This is a genomic window from Grimontia sp. THUN1695, from assembly GCF_059704325.2.
Genome location: NZ_AP046577.1, coordinates 2,790,961 through 2,804,542 on the forward strand (window position 1 = coordinate 2,790,961; position 13,582 = coordinate 2,804,542).

General features: G+C 51.9%; 12 protein-coding genes. 7 read left to right on the forward strand and 5 right to left on the reverse strand.

The annotated features are described in order from the left end of the window. Window positions 1-6: 6 nt before the first annotated feature. Entirely contained in the window at window positions 7-915 is a 909-nt protein-coding gene (gene gspC / locus AC6IB1_RS16155) for a type II secretion system protein GspC (protein ID WP_497567484.1), read from the reverse strand. 265 nt (window positions 916-1,180) lie between these two features. Here gspC and hslR point away from each other — a divergent pair, with 265 nt between their 5' ends. The 4 genes from hslR to AC6IB1_RS16175 all read left to right on the forward strand — a co-directional run bounded on the left by hslR (window position 1,181) and on the right by AC6IB1_RS16175 (window position 6,531). Beyond that, window positions 1,181-1,591 (forward strand): ribosome-associated heat shock protein Hsp15, encoded by a 411-nt coding sequence (gene hslR, locus AC6IB1_RS16160; protein ID WP_497567485.1) that lies wholly within the window; start codon window positions 1,181-1,183, stop codon window positions 1,589-1,591. 18 nt (window positions 1,592-1,609) lie between these two features. Then, on the forward strand, window positions 1,610-2,488 hold the full coding sequence (gene hslO / locus AC6IB1_RS16165) for an Hsp33 family molecular chaperone HslO (protein ID WP_497567486.1): 879 nt from the start codon (window positions 1,610-1,612) through the stop codon (window positions 2,486-2,488). Between the two features lie 310 nt (window positions 2,489-2,798). Next, window positions 2,799-4,430, forward strand: coding sequence for a phosphoenolpyruvate carboxykinase (ATP) (gene pckA, locus AC6IB1_RS16170; protein WP_497567487.1), 1,632 nt, complete (start codon window positions 2,799-2,801; stop codon window positions 4,428-4,430). A 208-nt stretch (window positions 4,431-4,638) separates the two neighbouring features. Then, complete coding sequence (locus tag AC6IB1_RS16175) at window positions 4,639-6,531, forward strand: AsmA family protein (protein ID WP_497567488.1); 1,893 nt, start codon at window positions 4,639-4,641, stop codon at window positions 6,529-6,531. 26 nt (window positions 6,532-6,557) lie between these two features. Here AC6IB1_RS16175 and AC6IB1_RS16180 read toward each other — a convergent pair whose 3' ends face one another. Genes AC6IB1_RS16180 through AC6IB1_RS16190 form a run of 3 tightly spaced genes read right to left on the reverse strand, consistent with a single transcriptional unit; the run spans window position 6,558 to window position 8,885 of the window. Beyond that, window positions 6,558-7,502: a bifunctional GNAT family N-acetyltransferase/hotdog fold thioesterase gene (locus AC6IB1_RS16180; RefSeq protein ID WP_497567489.1), complete on the reverse strand. Its 945-nt coding sequence runs from the start codon at window positions 7,500-7,502 to the stop codon at window positions 6,558-6,560. 33 nt (window positions 7,503-7,535) lie between these two features. Next, complete coding sequence (gene dtd / locus AC6IB1_RS16185; protein ID WP_497567490.1) at window positions 7,536-7,970, reverse strand: D-aminoacyl-tRNA deacylase; 435 nt, start codon at window positions 7,968-7,970, stop codon at window positions 7,536-7,538. 21 nt (window positions 7,971-7,991) lie between these two features. Continuing rightward, window positions 7,992-8,885 (reverse strand): virulence factor BrkB family protein, encoded by an 894-nt coding sequence (locus AC6IB1_RS16190; protein ID WP_497567491.1) that lies wholly within the window; start codon window positions 8,883-8,885, stop codon window positions 7,992-7,994. Between the two features lie 50 nt (window positions 8,886-8,935). On the opposite strand from AC6IB1_RS16190, the gene AC6IB1_RS16195 reads away from it, so the two are divergent. The 3 genes from AC6IB1_RS16195 to AC6IB1_RS16205 all read left to right on the forward strand — a co-directional run bounded on the left by AC6IB1_RS16195 (window position 8,936) and on the right by AC6IB1_RS16205 (window position 11,519). Next, window positions 8,936-9,571 carry a DUF2959 domain-containing protein gene (locus AC6IB1_RS16195; protein ID WP_497567492.1) on the forward strand — a complete coding sequence of 212 codons (636 nt, stop codon included), beginning with the start codon at window positions 8,936-8,938 and terminating at the stop codon, window positions 9,569-9,571. A gap of 153 nt (window positions 9,572-9,724) precedes the next feature. Next, window positions 9,725-9,976: a GlsB/YeaQ/YmgE family stress response membrane protein gene (locus AC6IB1_RS16200; RefSeq protein ID WP_497567493.1), complete on the forward strand. Its 252-nt coding sequence runs from the start codon at window positions 9,725-9,727 to the stop codon at window positions 9,974-9,976. A 121-nt stretch (window positions 9,977-10,097) separates the two neighbouring features. Continuing rightward, window positions 10,098-11,519, forward strand: a complete 1,422-nt coding sequence (locus AC6IB1_RS16205) for an IS1182 family transposase (RefSeq protein ID WP_497567121.1) — start codon at window positions 10,098-10,100, stop codon at window positions 11,517-11,519. A gap of 152 nt (window positions 11,520-11,671) precedes the next feature. Here the strand turns inward: AC6IB1_RS16205 and typA are convergent, their stop codons facing one another. Then, window positions 11,672-13,501 carry a translational GTPase TypA gene (gene typA / locus AC6IB1_RS16210; RefSeq protein WP_497567494.1) on the reverse strand — a complete coding sequence of 610 codons (1,830 nt, stop codon included), beginning with the start codon at window positions 13,499-13,501 and terminating at the stop codon, window positions 11,672-11,674. Window positions 13,502-13,582 lie beyond the last annotated feature (81 nt).

Below are 13,582 nucleotides of genomic sequence, written 5' to 3' on the forward strand. Positions count from 1 at the left end.
GTCCGCTTACAGACTGATATATATTTCGTGCAACTGACCATCACGCAAGACGGTGAGATTGATTTCTGACGCATCAGACAAACTTTGCCAGATACGGTTCATCTCTGCCGGGTTGCTTAAATCCGCGCCATTAATACCCACCGCAACGTCCCCACTCTGCAAACCAGCTTGTTCAAACAGACGGCTATCACTGCCAGGACCCAGGCGGTAGCCCACCAGCCCTTCATCGTTTCTTTCCTGAGAGAGTGTGATGTATTTAAGCAAGGATTGCGGATTGTTCATGATTTCCGCTTTCACATTGCTGAGATCAGCCTGTCCGGTGTTTTGCGGAGCATTCCGTGGCGATGATGGCCTCCTGACAGGTGCAGACCCTGATGTGTTGTCATCCACCCCGGCCAGCATCAGGGCTTCATCCCGTCCGTTATTGCGAAGAATGACGCGATCACTGAGTACCTGACGCAGGATAACCCGCGTTCCCTCAATAGCTTCGCCAATACCGTAGGTTTTTTGCGAGCCACGGTTATCAATAACCGCCAAGCCACGCTGGGGATCAGAGCTTGCAACCAGACCAACCAGCGTCAGGTTGAGGCGGGTTCGGGGCGCATCCACAACAGGTTCCGGCTTTTTCTCGACAGGCGCACTGGCACTGTAGCGGCCGAAAAAGTGACGGTTAACCAACTGATCGATGCGATAGGCCGGTTTCTGGACATTCATGCCCGCACTGATCACCGGCAAACTGGCAGGCATATCAGGTACCGTATCCGATACCCAAAACCACACCAAACGCCCCAGCGTCCAGGCCAGTATCAATACCAGTACCCGAGTCACCCATTTAGCAAGGTTGGCGGGAAAGGATTTGCCAAGTCGTAATTGCACCCACGTGGGTAAGCGTTTTATCCCAAAATTCGCAGACATGCTTTTCCTGTTACCAATACCGGCATTTCACTGCCATTCAGTCAATTGCCGCTTTTAGCACTCGAGTGTAAGAGTGATGAATAAGGTCACCAATTTACCCGTTTTCCTTAGCTTTGCCGATAAGAGAGAAGCCATTTTTGTCTGAATGATTCCATTGCGGCTTGAAAGTTAAACGATTGGGCACCATAAAAGAGCGCTAATTGTGATGCTGATCGGATTAACGAAACATGGTAAGTTTAGCCACTCGAATGTAAAGGAGTGTGTAGTGGGCTCAAGACACGACAATGTTAACCAAGATTTGCAGGTACGGCTGGACAAATGGCTGTGGGCAGCGCGTTTCTACAAAACCCGCACACTGGCCAGAAACATGATTGATGGCGGTAAAGTCCATTACAATGGTCAGCGCTCCAAACCAAGCAAACTGGTGGAAGTCGGCGCCGAAATCAAACTCAGACAAGGGTTTGACGAAAAAACCGTGATCGTCGTGAAACTCAGTGAACAGCGCCGTGGCGCGCCAGAAGCACAGGCACTCTACCGGGAAACCGATGAAAGCGCGTCCCGCAGGGAACAACGTAACCTTGAGCGACAGCTTCACGCACATAACCCAAGTCCAGATCGTCGTCCTGACAAGAAGCAGCGACGCGATATCCTCAAATTTAGACACAGTAACGATTAACGCCGGAGAAGTTATCCCATGGCACAAGACAGTCTGCACCGTTACTTGTTCGATGGCGTCTCTGTACGCGGCGAACTGGTTCAACTTTCAGATTCATTCCAACAGCTGACCGGCAGCAAAGACTATCCGGCACCGATCAAAGCCCTGCTGGGTGAACTGATGGTCGCAACCAGCCTGCTGACAGCAACCCTGAAATTTGAAGGCAGTATCACGGTACAAATCCAGGGAGATGGCCCTGTATCACTGGTTGTGATCAACGGAAACCACAATCAGGTTATGCGCGGTACGGCGCGCTGGAATAACGACACCCTGCCGGAAAGTGGCACCTTGCCAGCGCTGATGGGTAAAGGTCACATCGTGATCACCATCGAGCCTGAGCAGGGAGAGCGTTATCAGGGTATTGTGGGCTTGGAAGGTGACACACTGGAAGCCTGCCTGGAAGACTATTTTACCCGCTCAGAACAACTGAAAACCCGACTGTGGCTACGTACCGGTGAGGTAGACGGCCAGGCAAAAGCCGCAGGTATGTTGCTGCAAATCCTGCCGGACGGCCAGGGTAAAGAAGATGATTTCGATCACCTGGCGCAACTGACCGAAACCGTGAAAAACGAAGAACTGTTTACCTTGGAAGCGGAAGAAGTGTTATACCGCCTTTACCATCAGGAAACAGTAAAAGTTTACGAGCCAAAAAGTGTGACATTCAAGTGTTCATGCTCGCGCGAACGCAGCGCATCAGCGATTGCTGCGATTGATCGTCAGGAAGTGGAAAAAATGGTCGAAGAGACCGGAAACATCAAACTTCACTGCGACTACTGCGGGACAGATTACGAATTCGACTCTGTTGATATTACAGCAATTTTTGATCAAAACGGTCCCTCTTCAGAAACCATTCACTGATAATTTTCTTTGATAATTAACGGTCAAAGACCCCACAAAAAACCGGCTATCATGCCGGTTTTCTATTCAAAACGTCCTAATTTCGCCAAAGAAGTACACGACACGCCCACCTCTTATTTTTGCACAAATATTAACCACAACCATGTGGCACACATGCGCAACATAGCGGTAATATTAAGCACAGGCTAATTAAGGCTGTTACAAGCCATTAATTTTTTTATGGTTGTTTTTTGAGTTAACTCCCTGAATTGGCCAATTCAGGTTGCTAGCATGGACGACAGTTACATTACATCTTACCCAAGGAGCACCTATGACTGTCATGAACGTCGAAAAAAAGGTTGCAAATAGTATCGATTTATCAAAACACGGCTTACACGATGTTAAGGAAATTGTTCGAAACCCTACTTACGAGCAACTTTTCATCGAAGAAACCAAGCCAGAGCTGGAAGGCTATGAAAGGGGCACGGTTACCGAGTTAGGCGCTGTGGCTGTTGACACCGGGATTTTTACCGGTCGTTCTCCCAAAGACAAATACATTGTGCGCGACGACACCACCAAGGATACCATTTGGTGGTCAGATCAAGGCGCCAACGACAACAAACCGATAGATCAGCACGTCTGGGATGACCTAAAAGCCCTCGTCACCCGCCAGCTGTCAGGCAAACGCGTGTTTGTCGTTGATGGTTACTGCGGCGCCAACCCAGATACCCGCCTTAGCATCCGCGTGATCACGGAAGTGGCCTGGCAGGCACATTTCGTGAAAAACATGTTTATCCGCCCAACAGAAGAAGAGCTGGAAAACTTTGAGCCTGATTTCGTAGTGATGAATGGCGCAAAATGCGTCAACGAGAAGTGGCAGGAGCATGGTCTGAACTCCGAAAACTTCACGGTCTTTAACCTGACCGAGCGTATGCAGCTCATCGGCGGTACCTGGTACGGCGGCGAGATGAAGAAAGGCATGTTCGCCATGATGAACTACTTCCTGCCGCTCAAAGATATCGCCTCCATGCACTGCTCTGCCAACATGGGACAGGATGGTGATGTGGCGATCTTCTTTGGTCTGTCAGGCACCGGGAAAACCACCCTGTCTACCGACCCAAAACGCGCCCTTATCGGCGATGATGAACACGGCTGGGACGACAACGGTGTGTTCAACTTTGAAGGCGGCTGCTACGCGAAAACCATCAAACTGTCGAAAGACGCGGAACCTGACATCTATAACGCTATCCGCCGCGATGCACTGCTGGAAAACGTGACGGTGCGTAAAGACGGTTCTATCGACTTCGATGACGGTTCAAAAACCGAAAACACCCGCGTTTCTTACCCGATCTATCACATTGAAAACATTGTGAAGCCAGTATCCAAAGGCGGTCATGCCAACAAGGTGATTTTCCTGTCTGCCGATGCCTTCGGTGTGTTGCCACCGGTCTCCAAGCTGACGCCTGAACAAACCAAGTACCACTTCCTGTCAGGCTTTACCGCCAAACTGGCCGGTACTGAACGTGGTATCACTGAGCCAACACCAACCTTCTCAGCCTGTTTTGGTAACGCATTCCTGACGCTGCATCCAACCAAATATGCGGAAGTGTTGGTGAAACGCATGGAAGCGGCAGGTGCAGAAGCCTATCTGGTCAACACCGGCTGGAACGGTTCAGGCAAGCGTATTTCGATCAAAGACACCCGCGCGATCATTGATGCAATTCTGGATGGTTCGATCGAAGAAGCTGAAACCAAAGTGATCCCTATCTTCAATCTGGAAGTGCCAGTGAAACTGCACGATGTTGACCCGGATATCCTTGACCCGCGTGATACCTACGTTGACCCGCTGCAATGGCAAAGTAAAGCGGAAGATCTGGCCAAGCGCTTTATCGACAACTTCGCAAAATACACCGACACCCCAGAAGGTGAAGCGCTGGTGAACGCCGGTCCACAGCTCGATTAAGCCACAAACATGACAATACCAAGCCCCCAGCTCCGGGGGCTTTTTACTCCCCGGTTTGCCGTACAATCTCTAAATTTCTTTACTGCTCTGGCGTTGAAGCATATTACTGCTTGAATAACGTTGATTTTTACGCCAACCTCAATAGCATCGCGGCGTAACATGCTGCCTATTACTACGCATCAGATAACCCAAAAGAGAACATCGCCAAATGCGTTTGCTCACCAAGCTGTTTGCCTCACTTGTCATTATCACCTTGGTTGCATTGGGTACGCTTCTTACTGTACTCAGCACACATTACGGCCTGCCTTTGATGCAGAAAGCCGTCAGTACATTCACGCACTATACCCTGCGTGCCGAATCACTGGACTACGATCTTCTGACCCCGTTTTCTCTGGCGCTGAATACACCAACGCTCATTGATCAGGAAACCAATAACACCATTTATCAGGCTGGATATGTATCGGCGACGCTTTCGCTTTGGGATGCAATTGAGGGCACTTTCACCCTGCAAAGTGCGGTGATCCGTGGTGCAAAGATAGACCTCAGCACCAAAGCAGCCCTCCCCAAAAACCTCACCATCAAGCATCTGGCGCTGGATGATGTCAGCTATTATGGCGACAACCTGCGCGTTGACCACGCAAGTATCCAGATATCAAACTGGCGCAACAGCGACGAAAAATGGGGCAGCTGGCAAGGACCATTCCAGTTTTCCGCACCCGCCGTTGCGTTTAAAGGCCAGACATTGTCAAACCTCTTGCTTGACAGCGAATTGACTGACGATAAATGGGAAATCTGGGGGCTGTCGTTTAACAGCGAATTTGGCACTGTGACTGGCAGTGCGACACTGGAAAACCGCCAATGGACGCTACACCAGCTGATAGTGAGCGATGCCCGCATCGAGCCCTCAGTGAACCTGTCAAACCTGATTGCAATGTGGAAACCATTGAGTGACAACTATGACATTGTGATCAACCGGCTCGATTTACTCGATGTCAGCGCATCACTGGATAGCCTGACACTGGAACACCTCAACCTCTCGGTGCAGGCCATCAACCTGCATGATGGCAATCTGGTCTGGGCCGCCAATGATGCCTCTTCGTTGCTGTCTTTCAACGCTAACCTGATTCACTACGATACCTGGCTGCTGACAGACGTACTGGCAGACCTGTCGCTCTCTCCTTCCCGCATCGAAGTGGGCGCCTTTTCATCCAACGTGGATGATCAAGGGTACATTTCTTTTGCCGGGGACATCACACCGGCATCATTATCACTGCGTTCACTTGTCCTTAACGGACTGACACTCGAGCCTGAGCAAGCGTTATCAGCAGCACTCTCTGCACAATGGAAGCGCTTTGACAATATCCGCGTTGGCAGCCTGTCTGTCAGGCACACCAATGTGACGGTGCCAAATCCGGCGTTCCCGCTGCAAATCATCGGGATGAATCTCAAGGGAAAAGACCTGCTGCTCAGGCAAGCCAGCCATGACGGTATGTGGCTTGGAGAGCTGACCGGCAGCGCCAAGACAGCCAGCATCAACCGTATCCCGGTTTCGTCCCCTTATGTGGCCATGAAAGTGGAAAACGGTGTGTGGCAACTTAACCCACTCAGCCTGACTTTCCAGCAAGGGCAGCTTGCAGCCAACGCCAGCGTTAATCTCACGAATCCAAGCCGACCCTGGAAATTGGAGGGAACTGGGCTCAGCCTGCCTTCCTCCCTCTACCAACGCTGGCTGGGGCTGAGCCTGCCGCTGGAAGGCGAGCATGATGTGGACGTTTCCCTGTCAGGGCTCGGCGGCGATCGCGACAGCCTGGCCTATAGCCTGTCTGGCAAGCTAACGGCCGTGCCGCACCGCACAGTGCTTACCGTCTCACCGGGACAGTCATTCAGCCAGCGGGTCATGACGCTGTTTACCAGAGGGCAAGAGGGGAACGAAGAAACCGGGCAAATGGCAGTCAGCGTCGGGGAGATTGGAGTGTACGCCGACCGTGGACGGATTTCGCTGTCACCGGTCAGTCTGGTACAGGATGGCAAAACCTCCACGCTGTCCGGCAGCTGGGATTTAGTCACCGGCGAAGGGGCACTTAGCCATAACACCCAGTGAATCCATCAATCAGACATTGATGGGAGTTAACCGAACAGTAAGGTCTGGCTTTCGATAGTATCGGCAGCCGGATCTTTTTCCGGCAACAGCACGTAGGTGCCGGTAAATGTGCCGGCCACATCCTCACCGCTGTAAAACGTCACTTCCAGTTTCACCCGCGCCTTGCGGCCATTTTCCAGCCGATCCAGATCGCCACTCAACCCATCGAGGGAAACCACGGCGCGCGGACGCTCTACAATCGGGCGACGGTAGCGGATATGGCTGTCAGCCAGCACAATACTTGCAGAGAGCTGGCGCTCTTTCATCAACAGCCACACCATGCCCCAGCCTGCCAGGGTCGCCATACTGAACACACTGCCGGCGAACATGGAATCATGGGGATTAAGGTTGGCATTAAGCCGCGCGCAGAGTTCAAAACGGTAGCCGGTAAACTGGCTGATATTGATCCCCATCTTGTCACTGATTGGGATCTGCTGCTGCCAGCGCTGCTGGAGCTCCTGACACCATTCAGGACGGCGCACCACATCCGACATCGGGTCAAGGGGCTTTAGCATCTGCTGGTGGCGCACAGGGCCACGCTCTTCACTGAGCTCTCCCTGGTTAACAAAGCCGTTGGCGCTGTAAAAACCGATCGCCTCTTCGCGGGCATTACACACCAGCCGCTTTGCCCCTTCCTGACGTGCCAGAGATTCCAGCGTCATCAGGATAAGAGCCCCGAGGCCCCGCTGACGATATCCGGGCGCGACGGCCATGTAGCGGATTTGACCATCATTATCCGGGGTCAGGTACAAACGGCCAACCGCAATCGGCTCGCCTTTGCTGTCCACAATCATCCGGTGATGAGCAACGCCATCATAAGCATCACGCTCTGAGCCCTCCGGTTGACGCCAGGGCTCACGCAACATCTTCCACCGAAAGTGGAAATATGTGTTGAGCTCATCATCCTTGGTGGGGGTGATTAACCGAAACATCCCGTTTCTCTCCTCATCAACCCTGCCGGGTCATTACACTTGCAGCCAGAATGTCACCGGGCCGTCGTTGACCAGGTTCACTTTCATGTCCGCAGCAAATATACCGTTTTCTGTTTTGACACCGCTTTCGCGGCAATATTGCGTGAACTGTTGATACAAACGATCGGCGTCTGCTGTCGGCGCACCGTTAAAACTGGGCCGCATGCCCTTATTGGTATCAGCAGCCAGTGTAAACTGGGACACGACCAACACTTCGCCACCGACTTGCTGCACATTGAGGTTCATTTTCCCGTTTTCGTCTTCGAAAACGCGGTAACCGAGGACTTTCTCATGCAGGCGGTGCGCTTTTTTATCGTCGTCACCTTTTTCAACACCCAGCAGTACCAACAGCCCGTTACCAATCGCACTCACGGTCTTGCCGTCGACCACAACACTGGCTTCGCTGACTCGCTGGATAAGCGCAATCATAGCAGCTCCTTTCTTATTATCTTAATTATCATTAAGTTGTTTTTGTTCGGTATCCGGGCCGGTATCCCAGATGTTTCGCTCACCCAGTGCCGCCGTAATTTCTGCTCCCACCAGCACTATGCACCAGCTGAGATAGACCCAGACAAACAACAGGGGAACCACTGCCAATGCACCATATATCAGCTCGTAGGACGGGAAATTGGAGGCATAGAAGGCAAAGCCCTTTTTGCTGAACTCAAACAGCAACGCGGCGGTAATAGCACCGGAAAAGGCATGGCCAATCTTCACCCGGCAGTTGGGTACCAGAGTATAAAGACCAAGGAATGCCAACGCGGTAAGCAGAAACGGTAACCGTTTTAGCAGGGTTGGCGACAACACATCCGCCCCTTCCACTGCCATCAGGTTCAGCGATCCCAGGTAAGAGCTGACACCCAGACTGCTGCCCACCAGCACCGGCCCCAATGTTAACACCATCCAGTAAATGGAGAACGACACCACTGGTGTGCGCTTTTTTTTCACCCGCCAGATGTAATTAAGGCTTTTATCGATGGCAGAAATCAGCATCAGGGCGACCACAAACAGAAAGGCCACCCCCACCGCCGTCATTTTACCGGCATTGGCAACAAACTCGTTAAGATATTGCTCTAATGCATCCCCGGAAGCAGGCACAAAGTTATGCAACACAAAGGTGCGGATTTGGTCGCCGGTTTCGGCAAACCCCGGGATCAGCGAAAGCGCCGACAATACCACAGTGATCAAAGGGACCAGAGACAACAACGTGACATAGGCCATATAACCGGCTGTCACAGTGAGGCGATCGTGAACAATACGGCGGATAAGGTGCCTTGAGAAATCGAATATAATTTGCCCTGCCCTGGGCAATAAATACTTGAGTCGTTCCACTGCTTCAACCATAGTCTCTATTTGAAACGTTAATCATACACGATAGCGACGAGGAGTTTACCGTGCGCCTGATCTCGACCCTGTTTCTGATCTTCACACTGGCAGGCTGCCAGTCCGCCTATTATGCCACCATGGAAAAAGTTGGCGTGCATAAACGCGACATCATGGCAAACCGCGTGGAAGCAGCATCTGATGCGCAACAGGAAGCCAGCGAACAGTTTACCAGTGCATTGGATGCCCTCACGGCACTGACGCACTTCGACGGTGGCGAGTTGCAAGCCATGTACGACACCATCAATGAACAGTATGAAGACAGCGAGGCTGCCGTAGAAAACGTCCGTGAACGCATTGAAGCGGTCGAAGATGTTTCCGACGCCCTGTTCAGCGAATGGCGCGAAGAGCTTTCCCTGTATTCCAGTGCCAGCCTGAGACGCGAAAGTGAACGCAAACTCAAACAAACGGAGCGTGGATACCAACACATGCTGTCAGCGATGAAAAAGGCAGAAAGCAAAATGGAACCCGTACTGAATACACTACGCGATAACACCTTGTACCTGAAACATAACCTCAATGCCGCAGCCATCGGTGCACTAAAAGGGGAGTTTGCCAGTCTGGAACTTGAAATTAACCGTGCCATCAAAGACATGAAAGTGGCTATTAGCGAATCTGAACGCTTCCTGGCGACCCTGAAAAACTAGGATCTATTGCTCCTAGGGAAAGCCAAGCATATCTCAATGTTTTTCTTGAGGTTGAAACAGATGTTATGAGACAAACTGCCGTAATGTGTATTCAGGCAGTTAGTGACTGGCATTCAGCAATGTGAAGCCGTCTCTCAACGTGGAGGAGAACACATGAGCATTATTTCCTGGATCATTCTCGGGCTACTGGCCGGTATTCTGGCAAAATGGATCATGCCCGGAAACAACGATGGAGGTGGCCTCATCATGACCATACTGCTGGGTATTGCCGGTGCTGTTGTCGGTGGCTGGGTCAGTACCTTGCTGGGGATCGGCACCGCAGGGGGCCTCAGCATTGGCAGTATTGTCATGGCGACCGTCGGCGCGTTAATCCTGTTGTTCGCCTACGATAAGTTTGTCAGGTAACCTATTGGTTATAAAAAAGCCTCCAAAAAATGGAGGCTTCAGACTGCTGACAAAGCCCTGGCCATTTGGCTGGGGCTTTGATCTAATAAGGGATAAGCAAATCAATCATGGATGTGGTGACATGCTTAAAGACCCTGGCCCTCAGCAATATGAATTCGAGATGGTGACACTCGAACAGTTGGTTCCCAAAAACCATCTTGTTCGCAAAATCGATGCTGCCGTCGACTTTGAGTTTATCCGCGACGAAGTCGCCCATCTCTACTGCCACAACAATGGCCGTCCTGCGATAGACCCCGTTCGCCTGTTCAAAATCCTGCTCCTAGGCTTCCTCTTCGGTGTTAAAAGTGAACGCCAGCTCGTCAAAGACATCGAGGTCAATGTCGCTTACCGCTGGTTCCTTCGCATGTCACTCACTGAAAAGGTGATTGATGCGTCCACCTTGAGCCAGAATCGCCGCCGTCGCTTCAATGATACCGACGTGTTCGAACGCATCTTCATCCGTATCGTCGAACAGGCGATGAGCAAAGGTATGGTCGAGGGACGCGTCTTGTTTACCGACAGCACTCACCTGAAAGCCAATGCCAACAAGCGTAAATACCGTAACGAACTGGTGAAACAAAACGTCAGTGCTTATGCCGAGCTGTTAGATGAAGCGGTTGACGCTGACCGTGCAGCAGAAGGAAAACGCCCACTCAAACCGAAAGATGGTCACATTGAGAAAAACACCAAAGTCAGCACCACCGACCCAGACAGCGGGTTCATGACACGGGACCAAAAACCACAGGGCTTCTTCTACCTTGACCATCGCACCGTCGACGGCAAACACGGCATCATCCTCGACACCCATGTCACGCCAGGCAATGTGAATGACGCCCAACCGTATATCGCCCGTCTGGATACCACGTTAGCGCGCTTTACGCTCTCGCCTGTTGCCGCCGGGCTTGATGCCGGTTACTTCACCGCGACTATCTGCCATGAACTGGAGCAGCGCCAAATCCTGCCGGTGATGGGATACCGCCGGCCGCACCGTACGAAGAATCCTATCAAGAAAAAGCACTTTCATTACGACAAAGAGACGGACCGCTATCTCTGTCCTCAGGGACAGGAGCTGGTTTACAAGACCACCAACCGTCAGGCATACCGCGAGTATCACTCTGACCCACAGATATGCAAAACCTGTCCGCTGCGCGATGATTGCACCAAGAGCAAGAATCACAAACGGGTGATAACCCGGCACCTGTTCGAGAAATCGGTAGAGAATGCCAATGCCTTGAGGCTGACAGCCTGGGGAAAGAAAGTGTACCGACGACGGGCAGAGACGGTGGAGCGAAGCTTCGCAGATGCCAAACAACATCATGGCCATCGCTATGCGAGGTTCCGTGGTCTGTTGAAAGTACAAATCCAATGCTGGTTGGCGGCAGCAGCGCAAAACATCAAGAAGATAGCCTTACTGGAGGCTTATCTTCGAAAAATCGGGCTCAATACACGGCAAATAGTCCAGATAGTGACGCAATTTAGCGTCTATGGGCTAAAAGCAGCCTGAACATAACAATATGGAAAAATAGCGCGATCGCGGCCTTCGGCCGCTAACAAAAGAAAACCCCGCTTGAAAAAGCGGGGTTAGTCAGCAATCTGAAGCCTCCAAAAAATGGAGGCTTTTTTCTTTCTGCTGATTCGTCTTACTGAAACCGGACGTTATTTGCTGCCACGGCTAGCGCGTTTACGGTCAGTTTCCGTCAACAGCTTCTTACGGATACGGATGCTTTGTGGCGTCACTTCCACCAGCTCGTCATCATCGATAAACTCCAGCGCCTGCTCAAGGGTGAACTTGATAGCAGGCGTCAGCACCTGCGCATCATCGGTACCGGATGCACGTACGTTGGTCAGCTGCTTACCTTTCAGACAGTTCACTGTCAGGTCGTTAGAGCGGCTGTGAATACCAATCACCTGGCCTTCGTACACTTCATCAGCGTGCTCAGCGAACAGACGGCCACGCTCTTGCAGGTTGAACAGCGCATAAGTCAGAGCCTTACCGGTCGCATTCGAGATCAACACACCGTTTTGGCGCTGGCCAATCATCCCTGGCTTCATTGGACCATAGTGATCAAACGTGTGGTAAATCAGGCCAGAGCCAGACGTCAGAGTCATAAACTCGGTCTGGAAGCCGATCAGGCCACGAGATGGCATAATGAAGTCCATGCGCACACGGCCTTTGCCGTCTGGCGACATGTCAGTCAGCTCACCCTTACGCAGGCCGATTTTCTCCATCACGCCGCCCTGATGTTCTTCCAGTACGTCAATGGTCACAGTCTCAAACGGCTCGTGTTTCTCACCGTCTACATCCTTGATAATCACTTCAGGACGCGACACCGCCAGCTCGAAGCCTTCACGACGCATGTTTTCGATCAGGATAGACAGGTGAAGCTCACCACGGCCTGATACACGGAATTTATCCGGGTCTTCAGTTTCTTCCACACGTAGGGCCACGTTGTGTACCAGCTCTTTCTGCAGACGCTCAAGGATGTTACGTGAGGTCACGAACTTACCTTCTTTGCCTGCAAATGGTGAAGTGTTGACCTGGAAGGTCATGGTCACAGTCGGCTCATCAACGCTCAGTGCCGGCAGCGCTTCAACGGCGTTGACGTCACAGATGGTGTCAGAGATTTTCAGCTCACCCAGACCGGTGATTGCAATGATGTCACCGGCAGTGGCCACTTCAACATCATGACGCTCAAGGCCGAGGTAACCCAGCACTGTGCCCACTTTGCCGTTACGGGTTTTGCCGTCAGCACCCACGATGGTCACTTGCTGGTTAGGTCTCACCGAACCACGGGTCACACGGCCAACACCGATAACACCTACGTAAGAGCTGTAGTCCAGCTGGGAGATCTGCATTTGCAGTGGGCCATCAATATCCACATCCGGTGCAGATACGTTATCAACGATCGCCTGGAACAGCGGCTCCATGTTCTCGCCGGTTTCACCTTCTTCCAAGGTCGCCCAGCCGTTAAGCGCTGAGGCATAAACCACCTGGAAGTCCAGTTGCTCGTCGGTTGCGCCCAGGTTATCAAACAAGTCAAAGACCTGATCCATCACCCAGTCAGGACGCGCACCTGGGCGGTCGATTTTGTTGATAACAACGATAGGCTTCAGACCGTGCGCAAACGCTTTTTGTGTCACGAAGCGTGTCTGCGGCATTGGACCATCCACGGCGTCAACGATCAGAAGCACAGAATCAACCATCGACATGATACGCTCCACTTCACCACCGAAGTCGGCGTGCCCTGGGGTATCTACGATGTTGATGCGGTAATCATTCCAGTTAATCGCGGTGTTCTTCGCCAGAATGGTAATGCCACGCTCTTTCTCGATGTCGTTCGAGTCCATGACGCGTTCTTCGTGCTCGCCACGGGTTTCCAGGGTGCCAGACTGCTGAAGCAGTTTGTCAACCAGGGTGGTTTTACCGTGGTCAACGTGCGCGATGATCGCGATGTTTCTCAGTTTATCTATCTGCAAAGTAGACATGGGTTCTCTTTCACTCAAAAAAGATGTGCCGCCAAAAGCTCCGGTTTTGCCGAAAGCGCTCACCGCCACTGATTAAAATCC

Excerpts from the sequence above, each read along its gene's own strand:
- gspC (WP_497567484.1), bottom strand. The coding sequence starts at position 915 with ATGTCTGCGAATTTTGGGATAAAACGCTTACCCACGTGGGTGCAATTA.
- hslO (WP_497567486.1), top strand. The coding sequence starts at position 1,610 with ATGGCACAAGACAGTCTGCACCGTTACTTGTTCGATGGCGTCTCTGTA.
- pckA (WP_497567487.1), top strand. The coding sequence starts at position 2,799 with ATGACTGTCATGAACGTCGAAAAAAAGGTTGCAAATAGTATCGATTTA.
- AC6IB1_RS16175 (WP_497567488.1), top strand. The coding sequence starts at position 4,639 with ATGCGTTTGCTCACCAAGCTGTTTGCCTCACTTGTCATTATCACCTTG.
- AC6IB1_RS16180 (WP_497567489.1), bottom strand. The coding sequence starts at position 7,502 with ATGTTTCGGTTAATCACCCCCACCAAGGATGATGAGCTCAACACATAT.
- dtd (WP_497567490.1), bottom strand. The coding sequence starts at position 7,970 with ATGATTGCGCTTATCCAGCGAGTCAGCGAAGCCAGTGTTGTGGTCGAC.
- AC6IB1_RS16190 (WP_497567491.1), bottom strand. The coding sequence starts at position 8,885 with ATGGTTGAAGCAGTGGAACGACTCAAGTATTTATTGCCCAGGGCAGGG.
- AC6IB1_RS16200 (WP_497567493.1), top strand. The coding sequence starts at position 9,725 with ATGAGCATTATTTCCTGGATCATTCTCGGGCTACTGGCCGGTATTCTG.
- AC6IB1_RS16205 (WP_497567121.1), top strand. The coding sequence starts at position 10,098 with ATGCTTAAAGACCCTGGCCCTCAGCAATATGAATTCGAGATGGTGACA.
- typA (WP_497567494.1), bottom strand. The coding sequence starts at position 13,501 with ATGTCTACTTTGCAGATAGATAAACTGAGAAACATCGCGATCATCGCG.